Here is a 16982-nt window from a genome sequence, read left to right as displayed (position 1 = left end):
CAAACACTGATTAATAAATTATTTCGAGCTTTTGAGGTCTTTCAATAATTATAATTTAGTAGAGGACAAATAATAGACTAGAAAATTATGATCTTAAATTACTAATATTATGTTGCCTTTGATGCACTATTAAAATTACTAACGGTCTTTACATTGTTTCTGAATCACTTTCTGTATCAAATCCAAAGATGTTTTAGAAACACCTGCTTGTTTAGCAAAATGTTGCCAATTATTTACAGCATTTTTTACTTCCTCTAAAATAAGTTTCGCATTTTTTAAATCGAACAAAGCAGCAAGCTCTAATAAATGTTTTTGTGTTGGATTTTCACCTTCTCCGTTTACAGTTGCGCTATGTTGCCCATGAGAAGAAAATGAAAATGTAAGATCATAAGCTGGTGCAAATTGCCAATCTCCTTTTTTATTCATCAAAAAAGCGAAGTTTTTACTATGATCATCCCTATTATGCGTCAACACATTAAAACATGCCAAACGTAATACTTTTTTATAGCCTTTTAGATGATTTTCTAATCGAAATGCCAAGTCCATCAAATGACCATAATCTAAATTGCTTAATCTAAAATTATCATGCAATAAACCACTTGCTGAATGCAAATGCACTCGATTATTTTGCATTCCACCAAATCTTTTTACACCAAAAAAACAGATTGCTTTTCGCTTTTAAAAAGCTGTGATTCGCTCATTATAACACCTGCATCCAACGCCATTAGGTAATAGGCATATTCTATATGTGCAATGTCTTGTAAATCGGTGCTTGAAGGAAATTTGATAATCCAATGTTCAAAATTATTTGGCAGTAAAGCATCTCCTTGCAATAGCGTATTCTTTGTTTTATTATAACCCACCATAATTTTCGGTCTTGCGCCACCAGAAGAACCGCCCAAACTCAATAATTCTTCAATTACTTGGCTACTTTCTCCTTGCAATACCACATTCATATCTTTTGCAATAAGATCTAAATCAATGTTTTGATACCTTTCATTTGCAATAAGGTCTTGGGGTTTATATTGTAATGCACCCAAACCATTCGTTCCTATAAATGTTACTCTTTCTAAAGGCGATATTTGAGGCAAAGCAATCCCTTTTTTTAGAAAATACCGATCCACTAATAAGCGTCCCCAACCATCAGGCAGGCTATCGTTAAAAACTCCAAAAAGTCCGTCAAAAAATAATTCTTTTGGCTTTTGAATTTCTGAATTCAAGGGCAACTTAAAAGGTGATATTTCTAAATTTCTTTTTAAAAAATCAGAATAATATTTAAAGAAAAATTGCTTTTTATGCATCACAATTTCTCCAACTTCCAAAACGGAATCTCCAAAATTTAATTCAACGGTTACTCTTTTTAACGCCATTATAAATTCATTTTATCGCTAAACAATTCTTTGATCTTATTTGCATCATCATTTTTAAACAACGTTTGAAAGTCTTCTAACTTTTTAAGGATTTGACTAATTTTAAGTAATGAGATTAACGAAATTAAACCAGTAGTTTCAAAACGTTTGATACTACTTTCTGAAACCCCAGAACGTTCTGCCAATTCTTTGCGTGTTAATTTGGCTTCATTGCGAAGTTTCTTAAATTTGATAGCAAGTTCTTTTGCTACTTCCCTCGGATTTTTTTCAATTGAAAATACATTCATAATAGCTCATATATGATCTAAATATACTATTTTTTAGGCATAATAGATAATATATTGTCTCTTATTTAATATTATAATCCCTAAAATAATTTTTAAGTAACAAGTAGATTGCAATTTTAAATATGAGTTTTAAAAATGACCCTATAGTCTTTTCATTGCTCATTAAGGCTGTTGATTGCTGTTGCTACGTGTTGCTCGGCTGTTGATTTTGTGAATTTTATTGTATCACAAAACGCTGTAACCTTATCTATCACCAAATTTAATTGCTGTGTCACATTTTCAGTTTTTATATTTAACTGTTGATAAGCTGTTGATTGACAAATTAAACAAGCCAATTAACCCACTATTTATCTTGATTCTTCGTTATTCCGTAAATATTACTCGAACGTTTCATTTTTCCTGTTGCAGCATTCCTAAAGGAAAAATAAACGCACCAACGTTTCGACAAATCGCCTTTTGCATTGTTGACCTTTGGTATGGAATAAAGTTGGGTCAAGTATTATTTTAGGGGGATTGGATTATCTTTGTTTTAAAAACTAAATTAAATTGGACATAGAATTAGCGAGTTATTTACTTCCAGAAGGTATTTTAGAATACTTCGAGATTACGAACCATAAAACAAAGGATGATACTATTCATTTCTATTTAAAAGAGAAGAATATACTACCCGAAGAATACCAATCTACTTTAGCCCATTCGAAAGGTTTTTCTCCAGAGATCACTATAGAGGACTTTCCTTTAAGGGGTAAATCTGTATTTCTTCATATAAGACGCAGGCGCTGGACACTTATTGAATCTGGCAAGATTGTAAAAAGAGATTGGACTTTAATAGCCAAAGGCACTCGGATCACTAACGAGTTTGCCTCTTTTTTAAAAGGTATCACTTGATACCCATGCAGTGAGTGCAAAACGTTTTGGAGATTATTATACGAGTAATGGTCGTACGCTCCAATATTACTACAAAAACCATTTGAGTGATTTTAAAGATTGGACACAAAAAGAGCATGCAGAAGATTGGTTACTTTATGCAGAAAATATTGGAAAACATTTAAGTTTAGATGAAACTTCTTTATCTAATGGTGAATTATACACCATTTTTACAAACAAAGATGGACATGGTAAAAAAGGGAGCATCATTGCTATTGTAAAAGGCACAAAAGCTGCTGATGTCATTGCTATACTAAATAAAATTCCGCTAGAGAAACGAAACTTGGTAGAAGAGGTTACCCTTGATATGGCAGGAAGTATGAATTTAATTGCTAAAAAATGTTTCCCTAAAACAGCCATCGTTACCGATAGGTTTCATGTTCAAAAGCTAGCATCAGAAGCGGTACAAGAAGAACGTATACGTTTACGTTGGGAAATTATAGACCTTGAAAATTGTGCTATTTTAGAGGCTCGTAAAAATGAAACCATATACACACCTGAACTTTTAGCGAATGGTGATACTCACAAGCAGTTACTAGCTAGAAGTCGATACTTACTATTCAAATCAAAAACAAATTGGACAGTAAGGCAAGTAGAAAGAGCTGAAATTCTATTCAATTTATACCCAACTATTGAAAAAGCATATAATTTAGCGCAAGGATTAAGGTATATATATGAAAATAACACAAATAAAGATGTTGCCAGATTAAAACTGGCACACTGGTATGATAAAGTTGAAAAATCTCAATTCAAATCATTTGCTACCATTGCTAGGTCTATACAAATGCATCATATACAAATATTAAACTACTTCAATAATAGAAGTACAAATGCTTCTGCAGAATCTTTTAATGCTAAAATTAAAGAGTTTAGAGCGCAATTTAGAGGCGTTAGGGACATAAAATTCTTCCTATATCGAATCACTAAATTATTTGCTTAACTAACTTAATCCCCCTAAAATATTGTTTGATCCACAAATGCATCATATACAAATATTAAACTACTTCAATAATAGAAGTACAAATGCTTCTGCAGAATCTTTTAATGCTAAAATTAAAGAGTTTAGAGCGCAATTTAGAGGCGTTAGGGACATAAAATTCTTCCTATATCGAATCACTAAATTATTTGCTTAACTAACTTAATCCCCCTAAAATATTGTTTGATCCATAAAGTTTTTTTTGAGTCAAATCGTGTTCTAAATCGTGTTCAATTTCGGCGGTAAAGGTAACCAATTGTTCAATAGAGCGCATAAAAAAGCAGTTTAAAGAACTAAACTGCTGTTTTTGTGTAATTTAAATAGTAGCGGGAACTGGACTCGAACCAGTGACCTTTGGGTTATGAGCCCAACGAGCTACCTACTGCTCTATCCCGCGATTTCGAGTGCAAATATACAACACTATTAAAGTACTAACCAAACTTTATTTCATTTATTTTTTAGTATCTTAATTCGTAGTCCATTAACAAAACAAACTATCTTTGCATCATGACACATAAAGCCGGATTTGTAAATATTATCGGAAACCCAAACGTTGGTAAATCTACCTTAATGAATGCGCTAGTGGGCGAAAAACTCTCAATTATTACCGCCAAAGCACAAACAACAAGACATCGTATTTTAGGAATTGTAAATGAAGATGATTATCAAATTGTTTTTTCTGACACTCCCGGAATCATAAAACCAGCCTACGAGTTACAATCTTCTATGATGGATTTTGTAAAATCTGCTCTTGATGACGCTGATGTACTTATTTACATGGTAGAAGTTGGTGAAAAAGAACTAAAAAATGAAGCGTTTTTTAATAAAATTATCAATAGTAAAATTCCTGTAATTTTATTGCTAAATAAAATAGACAAATCTTCTCAAGAAGAAGTTGAAGAGAAAATTGAATATTGGAGAAATAAGGTCCCAAATGCCGAAGTGTTTGTAATTTCTGCTTTAGAAGGATTTGGTGTTACTGCTGTTTACGAAAAAATTAAAGAACTATTACCAGAAGCCCCCCCATATTACCCAAAAGATCAATTAACAGACAAACCAGAACGTTTTTTTGTAAATGAAAAAATTAGAGAAAAAATTCTAATTCATTATAAGAAGGAAATTCCGTATGCTGTAGAAGTTGAAACAGAAGAGTTTACGGAAGAGGAAAATATTGTTAGAATAAGGTCTATCATCATGGTAGAAAGAGAAACACAAAAAGGAATTATTATTGGCCATAAAGGAAGTGCCTTAAAAAGAGTTGGTGCAGAAGCCAGAAAAGATTTAGAAAAATTCTTCGAGAAAAAAGTTTTTATAGAACTTTATGTAAAAGTAAATAAAAACTGGCGAAGTGATAAAAATCAACTAAAACGTTTTGGTTATAATCAAGGTTAATACCAAAATAATCTTTTGACTTGCTGACTTGTATTTCATATCTATTCAAAATTATAAACACGTTCTGTTTAGTAATTTGAACCTTTAGATGTATTTCATATTGAAGTAAATCGAAATTCTCAAAATAAGTATCAAAAAAAATCTTATTAGTAAAAACTACAACAATTTATAACTCTATGTGATTTCTCCTTTTAATCCAAAAGAGAAAACTAATAAAATGCATCCTTGATTAAAATTCATTTTAAGCCACAGCCTAACAACTTTTACAATTTAAGAGGTTTCACGGACTATCAACCTGTATTTTGTCTTGTCTCTTGCTGAATTGAAGGCATCTAAAATTACATTCTAATCCAACCACTATGAATAATAATATCGGCTTTACACTCCAATCACTTTTATCATAAAATCGTGTAACTCTTTCATTTGTTTTGTGCCGGTGTCTTTTGCTATCTGGGCTAAAAAATAAAGTAGTATCCAAAGTAAGGGTAAAAAAATGATACGTTTAAAGAAAACTTTGTGTATTAGAGGGCTCCAAAGCCTAAAAAGGAAACACCAATCACGAAATGAATAAATATAAAGAGCATCCATACTTGGGGTTTAGGTCCAAATAATCCTTTTAAAGTTGATGTTTTTATGGTTTCTTCTACAATTTCTAAATGCAATTGCGGCGACCAAAAGTGTTCATCTCTTTTAGCAACCGATATAAAAATATGCCCATCAACAATATTTCCAAAATACAAGCAATGCTCCTTTTCAAACTCTTTTTCAAATTTTTTTATAATCTGCGTAAAATTATCCTCTAAATCAATTGTAAACCTAGGGCGAAAAAATACTGCACTATTTTGTTTCTCAATTAAAACCTTTAATTTATCGCTCATAAAAACCTATTTTATAACAGTTTAAATTTACAATTATTTATCATAGAGTAAATTGTATCTTTGCAAAAAATTTGAATTCAAATGAATAGCATTGTTGCCATTGTAGGAAGACCAAACGTAGGGAAGTCCACCCTTTTTAATAGACTGGTTCAAAGAAGAGAGGCTATTGTAGATTCTGTTAGCGGAGTTACAAGAGATAGACATTACGGAAAATCTGACTGGAATGGAAAAGAATTTTCTGTGATAGATACTGGTGGATACATTATTGGCTCGGATGATATTTTTGAAGAAGAAATAAGAAAACAGGTAAAGCTTGCCATTGAAGAAGCAGATTTAATTGTTTTTGTTGTAAACGTAGAAGATGGTATTACCCCAATGGATGCTGAAGTTGCCAAGGTTTTACGTAAAGTAAAAAAGCCGATTTTTACCGTTGTTAACAAGGTTGATAATGCAATGAGAGAGCCAGATGCTGTAGAATTTTACAATTTAGGTTTAGGAGAATACTTTACAATTGCCTCTATTAACGGAAGCGGCACAGGAGATCTATTAGATGCTTTAGCAGAAAAGATGCCTGCTATTGAAGATACCAATTTAGAAGAGGAAGAAGAACTGCCAAGATTTGCCGTTGTTGGTAGACCAAATGCAGGAAAATCTTCTTTTATAAACGCCTTGATTGGTCAAGATAGAAATATTGTAACCAATATTGCAGGTACCACAAGAGATTCTATTGATACCAAATACAACAGATTTGGTTTTGATTTTAATTTAGTTGATACGGCAGGAATCAGAAAAAAATCGAAAGTAAAAGAAGATTTAGAGTTTTATTCTGTAATGCGTGCCGTACGTTCTATAGAATATTCTGACGTAATTGTTTTAGTGGTTGATGCTACTCGCGGATTTGAAGGACAAGATCAAAGTATTTTTTGGTTGGCAGAAAAAAACCGAAAAGGCGTTGTAATCCTTATTAATAAATGGGATTTGATTGACAAGGAAACAAACACATTACGTGATTTTGAAGCGATGGTTAGAAAACAAATTGAGCCTTTTACAGATGTGCCAATTGTATTTATATCTGCGTTAACAAAACAACGTTTGTTTAAAGCTATGGAAACAGCTGTAGAAGTTTTTGAAAAAAGAAAAAAGAAAATACCTACTAGCAAGTTAAACGATGTCATGTTAGAAATCATTAAAAACTATCCGCCACCCGCAACAAAAGGGAAGTATGTAAAGATTAAATACTGCATGCAATTACCAACAAAAACGCCTCAATTTGCATTTTTTTGTAATTTACCTCAATATGTTAGAGATTCTTACAAACGCTTTTTAGAGAACAAATTAAGAGAGCTTTACGATTTTTCTGGTGTACCGATTACCATATACTTTAGACAGAAATAAAATTTTTAGTAAGGTTGTTCTTTTTAAAGCACAGTACCCTTATTAATGAAACATCGCTAAAATAAGATTTTAAATTACGAGAATCCGTTTTAATGTTTAAAATTCTTTAATCACAACTTTATAAAAAGGTAAAAAAGATAAAAGCTAGATGTTCTAGAACAGCTAGCTTTTATCTTTTTTATAATCAGAAATTATAAAAATATATTTTAGTTTATCGAATAGGTATAATCTAGCCCAAATATTGTTAATCTAGAAATCCTTCTTGGTATAACACTGCCCTCGTAACGATAGTAAATACCAAATTTACCAAACTTATCTAAATCATAACTTGTGCCCAGCGTTAACCTATATTTACTATACCTAATTATTTCACCCTTACTAAAGCTGTGAAAAACTTCTCCTGAAAGCTCTGGATCTAAAGGCCATTTTCTAATATTATATTCTAAATCTGTTTTAAATCGTAAATTTTCACTGGGAATGTCGCCATCTAATTCAGTAATTCCCAATTGGTTTTTATTTTGATACCGAAATCTATGCGATAATTCAAATCTACTAATATCATATTTGTAAGATACATCCACATTATATCTAAAATGATTTTCAATACCTTGTCTTTTACCTTGATCATCATTTTCACTAATATGCCTTAATCCAACTCCTATCTCAAAATTTTTAAACAATTCATACTCGATATTAAATTCAGAAAAGTACTCTTCCGTAGTCGTCGCATTATCTTTTAATCTAATGTTTTGTTCAAAACCAATTTTCAGTTTTTTACCAATTTTATAATCTATACCTACCGAACTCCAAAAGGCAAAATCATCGTTATCTTCTACTTGTGAAAAAGTGTTATCTGTACATAACAGCAAACTCACAAATACCGCTGCATAGGCAAGTTTAAAGCGTTTTAAAATTTTCATATTCTACTCTTTGTTATAATGATACACTCTTATTAACGCGCTATCTTTTAAAAAATCAATTTTTTCAATCGTAATTTTATTAATAACCAAACCTGTTCTAGCTTCTAAATCTGCAACCAGCAAATCATAATTTTCTGGCTTTATATTGTCTATATTTTCATAAACAACATCCTTAAATATCTGATGTTTTAAATGCCAAACCTTTTCAATAATTGCGATTGCAGCAACCACAACCACATTTGCAAATAAAACCTCGAAATAGCTCATTTTTTTATTTACAAAAGCATTCATGATTGAAACTCCGATTACAACGAATAAGTACGTCATCTCTTTGATGGCAATAGAATCTGTTCTGTAACGAATAATACCAAAAATTGCAAAAAGCCCTAATGCTAAACCAATATCTAGTTTATATTTTTTTAGTGTAAAACATAAAAAGAAGACAATAATTCCGATTAAATAGTACGTAAATACATAATCTTTATTACCTGTTGTAGTGTAATATAACCATCTAATAATGAGTGTTAGAAAAGTAATATTAACGGTAAATAGCATTGCCAATTTAAAAGAAATCGTCATCGAATAAAGGAATGTTAAGAAAATCCATAGCTACGCAGAAATTTTATTTATTTTAATTAATTTTTGTTTGAACAAATTATATTTTAACTCTTTATACAGATTAACCATACCGATGCAATATTTACTAATGCTGTAAGGGTTATATCTATATTTTTTTAATGTTTTTACAATAACAGATTTCCTATCAAACTTACCCTGTTTAACTTCTATCACAACTAAATTATTGTAACTCTTTTCTATATCATTCATGTAATAAGACAACTTTAAATCGATAGTAGCCCGCTCGTTGTCTTTTAAATTAACAAGCGTTATTCTATTAAAGCTATTCCATAAACTAGGCTGTAAATAAAATTTTGTGTTGGTAGTTTTAAAAATAAAATCATTTAAATTTTCAGATAACTCTAAATCGAAATCAGGTATCTTAATTCTAGATTTATGCGTTTCTCCCTTTCCGTTTTTTTGTTTTATTTCTAAAAAAGTCAAACCAGAATCTACATATTTACGCTGTCTTATTTTTGTTCTTTTTACCCGCCCATTATGATGGTCAAAATAGAACTTAAATTCAGACGTATCAAAATAGACAGAAGAATAGTTCATAATTCTTCTGTCTTCAATTTCTAAAACTTGGTAATCTTCTTTTAAATCGTCTAAGATCTCAACTAAATAATTTATATTAATGATGTATTTGGTGTCTGTTCTCTTCATTAAAGAAACAGTGTTCATCTCTTCTAAAGAAATACCTTTAAAGCTATTAACTGTAGAAGAAATTTTTTCTAGTACCGAATATTCTTTTTCTATACCCATTAATTATACCTCAAAATTATTGTTTCTGTATGTTTAGAATCTAATAATTTTATGAATTATTTTTTTATTATTTTCTTATTAATAGAGGTATTATTCATAGATATTTTCAATAGATAAACCCCCGTTGAAAGGCTTCTCATATCAACCAATACACTAGATGAATTCGTTTTGTTCTGATACACCAATTTACCAAAAACATTGTACAAAGCTACCTCCTAAATTATTTGATCTGATTGAATTTTAATTTCATCATTTGTAGGGTTAGGAAAAACTTTTAAGTCTTGAATCTGTGTAAAAGTCTCTGCCGACAATCCGAATTCAATACCCTCAATAGCAATATTATTTATCAAGACAGCTTTGCCTTCATTGGCAAACATGTCAGACCCCCCAAAACGAAGTCTTACTTTAAAATCTGCATTATTATCTGCTAAAGGTATCGTAGAAAAATCTATTTCTTTCTTTTGATATTCACTTGTTATTGCGGGTGCATAAGAGATGCCATTGGTTACCCAAGCTGTTCCGTTCCAATAATCAACAATAAGTGTTTGTGCTGCACCATCAGAATTTATAGCAAATGACACTTTAATTTCCTTAAAATTTTTGGTTGATACATTTAACTGCAAGGTATTTTCTAAACTACCCGATTTAAAAGGTTGTTTTACCTGCAATCCTCTCATAATTTGAGACGAATAAGGAGTATCTTTATTTGCTAAAGGACTATAATTTATAAGCGTAGGCGCATTTTTTCTTTCTAAAGAAGCTTTTCTCCAATTAGGGCTTGTGCTCGTAAAAGGATAACCCATTAAAGAAGACGTATACGCTATTTCTGCCACCAAACCATTTCTAGTATAGGTAGAATTCACTTTTTGCAATGGTGTATCATTAGGTATCATTGCATCAAATAGCCAAAAATAAGCTAAATGAGAAAAATCATCAATAACCGTATAATTTGCCTGAAACTGCATGTTACTATTTGGCGTAACAGTAATTATTTTACTAGTTGAGTTAACACCGCCAGACCAATTTGAAAAAGTATATCCTGGTTTTTCTTTTGCCTCTAAAACTATAGGAATTCCTTTAAAATAGGCACCAGACCAAGGATACGGATTTTCATCAACACCTGCTGTACGACCATTAACATCTATGGTATTAATTTTAATATGACCCGCTGCTACATCAGAAACGTTTAACTCTAAATTTACAGTATTAGTGATACCAAATAAGGTATTCATCTGACCTGTTAAAATAGCAGGTCTATCAGCAATCCAAGTTAAAAGTCTTGTTTTGTCTGAATTGCTATAAAATCTACTTCTAGGCGCACGATTTTCATCCTCGTCTAACAGCGGATTAATTTCATCAAAAGTTTGATTAACAATAGCTTCAAATCTTTCTTTTTTAAATCCCGTATTTAAAACATCCGCAAAGCGATTGATAAATTTTATTTTAAACGCAGCATTATCAAGTAAATTATGCAACAATAAGTTGTTATCTTGACCAGATTCATCTGTATGATCTTCTAACCAATTTACATCACTATTTAAAGTTGCTTCAAAATCTTGAGTTGTTAAACGCCATTTACCATCTCCAAAACCGTCGTTTACAATGTCTCTTGCTTTCCAATATTTAATTTCATAACTATCATCTTCTGAATAGATTGATAATAAAATATGATTGATAAAAGAATCGATATCTAAAAGGCTTTCTACTTGTGTATAATTGACAGCCACATTCATATTATTGTCGATAATAAAGTCTCTTAAATCTTCATAACTGCTGTAATCTTCGTTATCTCCCTCATCTAACTCACATCTACCTGCTTTACAATCTACCACCACAATATTTTCTGGATCGATACCAAAATTATTTGCAAAATGAAAACGATCAAAACAATCTCTTAAAGCAGTAATACCCCAATATTCTCCATTAAAGAAATGAATAGCGGTTTGAATTCTAGTAACTCCATTAAAAATAGGTTGCATTAAACGTGTAAAAACTACATCATTTGCAATAAAACCTCCACTAACATTACCTCTTAAAAGCAAACGTTTAAAATCTTCGTTATAAGGTAATGGAGAACCTGGTATTAGCTGTTTAATTAAAGTATGGTCAAACTGATTTTCTCCAAAACTTTCTCTTGCATACAAACGCAAGTTTTTAATAATATCTCCTCTAGAGTTATTTCCATGAATCCTAAAACCTGCATCGGTATTCATCACTGAATTTAAACTTGTATCAAAAAATTGCGCGTTTACTGGATATTCCCATTCAGCTCCGCTTCTCCAATAATTACTGAAATTAGGTCTATAAGATTGGTTATTAGTAGGGTTTTCTACTCTCCAGTTATCAAAATCAATACCTGCGGTATAAATACCATTATTGTAATCAAATAGATCTTTTTCATTCATTTGCAAAGAAAGAATTGGCAGGTTATAAGGATTTCCTCCACTCCAAACAAAAAATGTTTTTGAAGAAGTATTTGAACCCATTCCATTTACAAACGTACGTGCTTTAATAACCGTTGCTTTTCTAACACGATTTGGTGGTGTATGCAAAGGCGCCTGAACGGTATTTTTAATTGATACTCGATCAGCATCATTAGAACGGTCTGTAATTGCAATTGGAGCACTGTAAGTTTTAGAAGTGTATGTATCTGTTAAGATTGGCCCAACACTTTCTCCAACATCGTAAGGATATTGATTCTTGTAATTAAAACTTGTACCCGATAAATTATTAATATCTGGTTCAGAACCGTCTAAAGTGTAAACAATTACCGAATTTAAGTTTTCACTAGTCAATGTTAAATTAAACGGACTCGTATGTAAACCCGATTTATGAGAAAAGGAAGGTGGCTTTATTAAAGTATTAGAACCAACAGTCATGTTTGCTGCTTGCGGTGTAGCCTCTTTAAAATAAACCCAAGAGCCGGTGCCGTCTGGCTGTTTTCCGTAAGAAACATCTGGTTCTAAATACACAACAGATTTATCACTAACCAACGCACCATTTGTATTTGTTAAAAAAAGAATATCATTCGCATTGCTAATGTTAAAATTTGTGTGCAAAGGCTGACCAGCAGTTGCTCTGTTTTTACCAGAAGCCCAAACCAAAATATATCGATTAGGTGCTAAAAGAGTTCCAGGAAACCTCCATTTAAACAAATTATCTCTGTCATTAGACAAACCAAAACCAGATAAATTTACGGTTGTAGTTCCATGATTATAAATTTCTATCCAATCAGAAAATGTTCCGTTTTCATCTGCTATCGTAGCAACGTTGCCAGTCATGAATTCATTTATAGAAATCTTTTCTGTTGCAATAGGAATCGCTGTACCTGAATTGCTTTTATTGGGCGTGGCTGTACCAAAAACCTTCATAGAGCCATTACCATCTGTAGTACGCCCATAAGAAGTATCTCTTTCTAGCGCAATTGCGGGTACCTCACTTAATGTTCTTCCACTTGTTTTTGTTAGCAAAAGTTCTTCACCACCAGCACTTATTTTAAAACTAGTATGTAAAGGTTCACTTGGGTTTCTTCTGTTTTTACCAGAAGCCCAAATAAGCATAAAAGCTTTAGGCTGAATTGTTATTGCAGGAAAAATCCATTTAAAAGGTTGGTTTTTATCGTCTGATAAACCATATCCCGACAAGTTTATTGCCACACTACCGAAATTGTAAATCTCTATCCAATCGTCAAAATCTCCGTCTTCATCTGCTATTGTAACACCGTTAGATGCCATAATTTCGTTAATAGAAACATCGTTTTCTTGAGCAAAGGAACTAAAGAATGGTAAAGAATAAAATAAAAGTTACCACTATATGTTTTACTTCAATAATGCGTTTATTCATAATACGGGAGTTAAGATTTAATTTTAATATTATTTTTTATGCGTAAATATCTAATAAACAGAAAAGATGTTGAGAATTTTTCATCTACTCTGCTATGTACTATCGATTTAAACAAAAAGTAAGGGGAGATAACAATAATTTGAAAACCATAGCAATCTTCAAAAAGTTCTATGCTTCTGTTGTGTAAATATAGTAAAAAAAAAAATACGCTTTACTTTTCTTTTAAAGAAAAATAGCTGTTTTTTTTTTGTAAATTAAGCTTTAATTTTTCGACCATATTAAGGAAGATATTATATTCACAAAAAAAGAAAAAAACTACGATATGCTAACATGGAAAGAAGTTATTAGCTTCGCAACAAAAGGAAACCCAACTCCAGATAAAAGAGTTGAAAAAACAGCAAAAGAATGGGAAATTATATTAAAGCCAGAGCAATTTAAAATTGCAAGACAAAAAGGCACAGAAAGACCTCACACGGGCGCTTTATGCAGTATTTATGATAAAGGCCAATACAACTGTGTTTGTTGTCACACGCCATTATTCGACTCTACTATTAAGTTTGAATCTAGTTCTGGGTGGCCAAGTTTTACCCAACCTATTAAAGAAAATGCCATAAAATACGACAGAGATGTTACTTTTGGTATGGTTCGGGTTGAAGTAATGTGCAATACCTGCGATGCGCATTTAGGACACATTTTCCCTGACGGACCAGCACCAAGCGGATTGCGTTATTGTGTTAATTCTGAATCGATGGTTTTAGATAAAAAATAAGTAGTAAGAGGTTAAAACCTATTGATTAAAAAAAGATAAAATGAGTAAAAACATACAAATTGCCACTTTAGGTGGCGGCTGTTTTTGGTGTACCGAAGCAGTTTTTCAAAAAGTAAAAGGCGTAGATAAAGTAGTTTCTGGTTATGCTGGTGGCAATGCTCCCGGCAGACCAACCTACCGAGAAATTTGCTCTGGTTTGTCTGGCTTTGCAGAAGTAATTCGCATTACTTTTGATGCCAATATTATTTCTTATCAAGATATTTTAGTGATTTTTATGACAACACACGATCCTACAACTTTAAATAAACAAGGCGCAGATAGAGGAACACAATATAGATCTGTAATTTATTACCACGATGAACATCAACAAAAAGTTGGCAAAGAAGTTTTAAAACAAGTTCAAGATTATTACAGCAATAAAATTGTAACAGAATTAAGTGCTTCACCTACTTTTTACGAGGCTGAACAAGAACATCAAAATTATTACAAAGAAAACACCCAACAAGGCTATTGTAGTTATGTAATTGAACCGAAATTAGCTCAATTAAGAAAATTACATGCTGCTAAATTAAAATAACAAATTTTAGTTCTAGCGCCAATCGAGAACTTATAAAACCTCTCGAAAACCGGGTTGATGCTGTTAATCCAAATTTATTTTGATTCCTGTAATCTTCTAACGTAGAGGAAAAAAAGAATGAAGACCTTACTTGAACTTTATGGCACTGAAAAGTGTTCTAAAACAAATTATTACAAAGCATTTCTAAAAACGCGTAACATACAGTACGCGTTTTTAGATATTGCAAAAAATGAGGTAAATGCAGAAGAATTGCGTAACTTGTATCAAAATAAGAAATTGAATTTTACTACGCTTACTTTTAAAAATAAAAAGTAAAGAAATCCTTCGGATAAAAATATACAAAAATAGATGGATGCACTGTGATGAATGCCATAACCGGCCTTAAGCGTCTATTATAAGGAACAAAACAACTTTTTTGAATTTATGAATAACTGATTTCTGCAAAAACTAAAATAAATGAAATTAACGATAAGAGAAACCTTCACTAAAAATTTACCTGATGATAAAACCCTTGAAAACTCAAGAAGACAAGTAACAGAAGCCGTATTTTCTTTTGTGACTCCAAAAAAAACGACAGCTCCAAAAGTACTCCATATATCTAAAGAAATGGCTTCTGAATTAGATATTCCTGAAGAAGAAACCAATTCAGAATTTTTTAAAAATATAGTGACCGGTAATGAAATATACCCGGACACAACACCTTTTGCAATGTGTTATGGCGGTCATCAATTTGGCAATTGGGCAGGGCAATTAGGAGACGGTAGAGCAATAAATTTATTTGAAGTTGAACATAATAAGAAAAACTGGAAAGTACAATTAAAAGGCGCTGGCGAAACTCCGTATTCTAGAACGGCAGATGGCTTGGCTGTTTTGCGTTCATCCGTTAGAGAATATTTATGCGCAGAAGCAATGTTTCATTTAGGCGTGCCAACTACAAGGTCTTTATCTTTAAGTTTATCTGGTGATACTGTTTTACGTGATGTTTTATATGATGGAAACCCAGCTTATGAAAAAGGCGCTATTGTTTCTAGAGTTTCTCCTTCTTTTTTACGTTTTGGTAATTATGAGATTTTTGCAGCAAGAAAAGATATAAAAAATTTAAAAGTACTAACTGATTATACCATCAAACATCATTTTCCGCATTTAGGAGAACCCTCAAAAGAAACGTACATCAACTTTTTTAAAGAAGTTTCAGAGCGCACTTTAGCCATGATTATTCATTGGCAACGTGTTGGTTTTGTGCACGGAGTTATGAACACCGACAATATGTCGATACTCGGCTTAACCATTGATTTCGGCCCTTATGGTTGGCTAGAAGGTTTTGATTTTGGCTGGACTCCAAACACAACAGACATACAAAATAAGCGCTATAGATTCGGAAATCAACCAAATATTGGTTTATGGAACTTATATCAACTAGCAAACGCTTTATATCCTATTATTGAAGAAGTTAAACCTTTAGAAGAAATTTTAGATCAATATAAAGTTGATTTTGAACAACAATCTTTTGCAATGATGAAATCGAAATTAGGTTTATATACTTCGGATGAAAATGATTTAGAATTAATTCAGAATTTAGAAGATACTTTGCAATTAACAGAAACAGATATGACTATTTTCTTTAGAAAGTTAAGCAGTTTTTCTGATAAAAAATCAGGTTTTTATTTGATAGAAAAAGCTTTTTATGAATTAGAAGATCCTTCGGATGTAATAAAAATGAAATGGCTTCACTGGTTTGAAAAATATTCAGAAAGACTTCAAAAAGAAACAACTTCATCCGAAGAAAGAAAAGAAAAGATGGATGCAGTAAACCCTAAATATGTGTTGCGTAATTATATGTCTCAATTAGCAATTGACGCAGCAGATAAAGGAGATTATTCTTTAATTGATGAATTATATCAACTCTTAAAAAAACCATACGCCGAACAACCAGAATACGAAAAATGGTTTGCAAAAAGACCAGAATGGGCACGAAACAAAGTGGGTTGCTCAATGTTGTCTTGTAGCTCTTAATGACTGTTTTAGCCATTATTAAAAAAATTCCTGAAGGTTATTCTGAAGGATTTTTAGATGCCATAAAATACAGCATTACAAAGAATACTTTTAATGATGGAAAATCTTTTAAAATTTTTGGTAGAGAATTACAAGGAAATAATTTTATTAGTTTGAATTATTACATCACATCAAAAAATGAATTTATAAAACCTTGCGAAATGCCAGAAGAAAAAGTGATTCACTTTTTAAAAAATATACAACTTTTATAAT

General features: G+C 31.5%; 18 protein-coding genes, 1 tRNA gene and 2 pseudogenes. 10 read left to right on the top strand and 11 right to left on the bottom strand.

Going from position 1 to position 16982, the window contains the following annotated elements:
- Positions 1-138: 138 nt before the first annotated feature.
- From ES044_RS19225 to ES044_RS07175, 3 genes are read right to left on the bottom strand one after another with little or no spacing between them, the layout of a single operon-like run.
- Positions 139-633 carry a type II toxin-antitoxin system HipA family toxin gene (locus ES044_RS19225; protein ID WP_262712443.1) on the bottom strand — a complete coding sequence of 165 codons (495 nt, stop codon included), beginning with the start codon at positions 631-633 and terminating at the stop codon, positions 139-141.
- Positions 634-647: 14 nt separating this feature from the next.
- Positions 648-1370, bottom strand: coding sequence for a type II toxin-antitoxin system HipA family toxin (locus tag ES044_RS19220; protein WP_262712442.1), 723 nt, complete (start codon positions 1368-1370; stop codon positions 648-650).
- On the bottom strand, positions 1370-1657 hold the full coding sequence (locus tag ES044_RS07175) for a helix-turn-helix domain-containing protein (protein ID WP_147118734.1): 288 nt from the start codon (positions 1655-1657) through the stop codon (positions 1370-1372). Before ES044_RS07175 ends, ES044_RS19220 begins: the two co-directional genes overlap by 1 nt.
- 546 nt (positions 1658-2203) lie before the next feature.
- Between ES044_RS07175 and ES044_RS07170 the strand changes: the two genes are divergently transcribed.
- From ES044_RS07170 to ES044_RS07160, 3 genes and pseudogenes are all read left to right on the top strand, one after another.
- Positions 2204-2545: a transposase gene (locus ES044_RS07170; protein ID WP_147118733.1), complete on the top strand. Its 342-nt coding sequence runs from the start codon at positions 2204-2206 to the stop codon at positions 2543-2545.
- A gap of 10 nt (positions 2546-2555) precedes the next feature.
- Positions 2556-3524, top strand: a complete 969-nt coding sequence (locus ES044_RS07165) for a transposase (protein WP_147118732.1) — start codon at positions 2556-2558, stop codon at positions 3522-3524.
- A 34-nt stretch (positions 3525-3558) separates the two neighbouring features.
- A pseudogene (locus ES044_RS07160) lies at positions 3559-3717 on the top strand (transposase); the annotation flags it as partial.
- 167 nt (positions 3718-3884) lie between these two features.
- On the opposite strand, the gene ES044_RS07155 reads toward ES044_RS07160, so the two are convergent.
- Positions 3885-3957, bottom strand: a tRNA-Met gene (locus ES044_RS07155).
- A gap of 110 nt (positions 3958-4067) precedes the next feature.
- Between ES044_RS07155 and era the strand changes: the two genes are divergently transcribed.
- Positions 4068-4952, top strand: a complete 885-nt coding sequence (gene era, locus ES044_RS07150; protein WP_147118730.1) for a GTPase Era — start codon at positions 4068-4070, stop codon at positions 4950-4952.
- 521 nt (positions 4953-5473) lie between these two features.
- Here era and ES044_RS07145 read toward each other — a convergent pair.
- A complete protein-coding gene (locus ES044_RS07145) occupies positions 5474-5830 on the bottom strand; it encodes a hypothetical protein (RefSeq protein ID WP_147118729.1) in 357 nt (118 codons plus the stop codon).
- An 81-nt stretch (positions 5831-5911) separates the two neighbouring features.
- On the opposite strand from ES044_RS07145, the gene der reads away from it, so the two are divergent.
- Positions 5912-7225 carry a ribosome biogenesis GTPase Der gene (gene der, locus ES044_RS07140; protein WP_147118728.1) on the top strand — a complete coding sequence of 438 codons (1314 nt, stop codon included), beginning with the start codon at positions 5912-5914 and terminating at the stop codon, positions 7223-7225.
- A 206-nt stretch (positions 7226-7431) separates the two neighbouring features.
- Here der and ES044_RS07135 read toward each other — a convergent pair whose 3' ends face one another.
- The 6 genes and pseudogenes from ES044_RS07135 to ES044_RS19465 all read right to left on the bottom strand — a co-directional run.
- Positions 7432-8145 carry a DUF2490 domain-containing protein gene (locus tag ES044_RS07135; RefSeq protein ID WP_147118727.1) on the bottom strand — a complete coding sequence of 238 codons (714 nt, stop codon included), beginning with the start codon at positions 8143-8145 and terminating at the stop codon, positions 7432-7434.
- Between the two features lie 3 nt (positions 8146-8148).
- Positions 8149-8724 carry a DUF4956 domain-containing protein gene (locus ES044_RS07130; RefSeq protein WP_147118726.1) on the bottom strand — a complete coding sequence of 192 codons (576 nt, stop codon included), beginning with the start codon at positions 8722-8724 and terminating at the stop codon, positions 8149-8151.
- 30 nt (positions 8725-8754) lie between these two features.
- On the bottom strand, positions 8755-9528 hold the full coding sequence (locus ES044_RS07125; RefSeq protein WP_147118725.1) for a polyphosphate polymerase domain-containing protein: 774 nt from the start codon (positions 9526-9528) through the stop codon (positions 8755-8757).
- 56 nt (positions 9529-9584) lie between these two features.
- Entirely contained in the window at positions 9585-9734 is a 150-nt protein-coding gene (locus ES044_RS19475; protein ID WP_147118724.1) for a T9SS type A sorting domain-containing protein, read from the bottom strand.
- A 9-nt stretch (positions 9735-9743) separates the two neighbouring features.
- Positions 9744-12899, bottom strand: coding sequence for a CotH kinase family protein (locus tag ES044_RS19470; protein WP_410524681.1), 3156 nt, complete (start codon positions 12897-12899; stop codon positions 9744-9746).
- A gap of 72 nt (positions 12900-12971) precedes the next feature.
- Positions 12972-13280, bottom strand: a pseudogene (locus ES044_RS19465) (lamin tail domain-containing protein); the annotation flags it as partial.
- 413 nt (positions 13281-13693) lie between these two features.
- On the opposite strand from ES044_RS19465, the gene msrB reads away from it, so the two are divergent.
- From msrB to ES044_RS07090, 5 genes are all read left to right on the top strand, one after another.
- On the top strand, positions 13694-14140 hold the full coding sequence (msrB, locus tag ES044_RS07110; RefSeq protein WP_147118722.1) for a peptide-methionine (R)-S-oxide reductase MsrB: 447 nt from the start codon (positions 13694-13696) through the stop codon (positions 14138-14140).
- A 40-nt stretch (positions 14141-14180) separates the two neighbouring features.
- Entirely contained in the window at positions 14181-14717 is a 537-nt protein-coding gene (gene msrA / locus ES044_RS07105; RefSeq protein ID WP_147118721.1) for a peptide-methionine (S)-S-oxide reductase MsrA, read from the top strand.
- A gap of 117 nt (positions 14718-14834) precedes the next feature.
- Complete coding sequence (locus ES044_RS07100) at positions 14835-15032, top strand: glutaredoxin domain-containing protein (RefSeq protein ID WP_147118720.1); 198 nt, start codon at positions 14835-14837, stop codon at positions 15030-15032.
- 141 nt (positions 15033-15173) lie between these two features.
- Positions 15174-16730, top strand: coding sequence for a protein adenylyltransferase SelO (locus ES044_RS07095; protein ID WP_147118719.1), 1557 nt, complete (start codon positions 15174-15176; stop codon positions 16728-16730).
- Complete coding sequence (locus tag ES044_RS07090; RefSeq protein ID WP_147118718.1) at positions 16730-16981, top strand: peptide methionine sulfoxide reductase; 252 nt, start codon at positions 16730-16732, stop codon at positions 16979-16981. The genes ES044_RS07095 and ES044_RS07090 overlap by 1 nt, the downstream gene beginning before the upstream one ends.
- The last annotated feature ends 1 nt before the right edge of the window (position 16982 follow it).

Source organism: Polaribacter sp. IC066 (assembly GCF_007997085.1).
Taxonomy (GTDB): Bacteria; Bacteroidota; Bacteroidia; order Flavobacteriales; family Flavobacteriaceae; genus Polaribacter.
The sequence above is the reverse complement of the archived record's forward strand: the minus strand, read 5'-3'. Positions and strand labels throughout refer to the sequence as shown.

Coding starts and splice junctions, on each gene's coding strand:
- ES044_RS07175 (WP_147118734.1), bottom strand. CDS start 1,657: ATGAATGTATTTTCAATTGAAAAAAATCCGAGGGAAGTAGCAAAAGAA.
- msrB (WP_147118722.1), top strand. CDS start 13,694: ATGCTAACATGGAAAGAAGTTATTAGCTTCGCAACAAAAGGAAACCCA.
- msrA (WP_147118721.1), top strand. CDS start 14,181: ATGAGTAAAAACATACAAATTGCCACTTTAGGTGGCGGCTGTTTTTGG.
- ES044_RS07130 (WP_147118726.1), bottom strand. CDS start 8,724: ATGACGATTTCTTTTAAATTGGCAATGCTATTTACCGTTAATATTACT.
- ES044_RS07135 (WP_147118727.1), bottom strand. CDS start 8,145: ATGAAAATTTTAAAACGCTTTAAACTTGCCTATGCAGCGGTATTTGTG.
- ES044_RS19470 (WP_410524681.1), bottom strand. CDS start 12,899: ATGAAGGTTTTTGGTACAGCCACGCCCAATAAAAGCAATTCAGGTACA.
- era (WP_147118730.1), top strand. CDS start 4,068: ATGACACATAAAGCCGGATTTGTAAATATTATCGGAAACCCAAACGTT.
- ES044_RS07100 (WP_147118720.1), top strand. CDS start 14,835: ATGAAGACCTTACTTGAACTTTATGGCACTGAAAAGTGTTCTAAAACA.
- ES044_RS07095 (WP_147118719.1), top strand. CDS start 15,174: ATGAAATTAACGATAAGAGAAACCTTCACTAAAAATTTACCTGATGAT.
- ES044_RS19225 (WP_262712443.1), bottom strand. CDS start 633: ATGCAAAATAATCGAGTGCATTTGCATTCAGCAAGTGGTTTATTGCAT.
- ES044_RS07125 (WP_147118725.1), bottom strand. CDS start 9,528: ATGGGTATAGAAAAAGAATATTCGGTACTAGAAAAAATTTCTTCTACA.
- ES044_RS19220 (WP_262712442.1), bottom strand. CDS start 1,370: ATGGCGTTAAAAAGAGTAACCGTTGAATTAAATTTTGGAGATTCCGTT.
- ES044_RS07145 (WP_147118729.1), bottom strand. CDS start 5,830: ATGAGCGATAAATTAAAGGTTTTAATTGAGAAACAAAATAGTGCAGTA.
- ES044_RS07090 (WP_147118718.1), top strand. CDS start 16,730: ATGACTGTTTTAGCCATTATTAAAAAAATTCCTGAAGGTTATTCTGAA.
- der (WP_147118728.1), top strand. CDS start 5,912: ATGAATAGCATTGTTGCCATTGTAGGAAGACCAAACGTAGGGAAGTCC.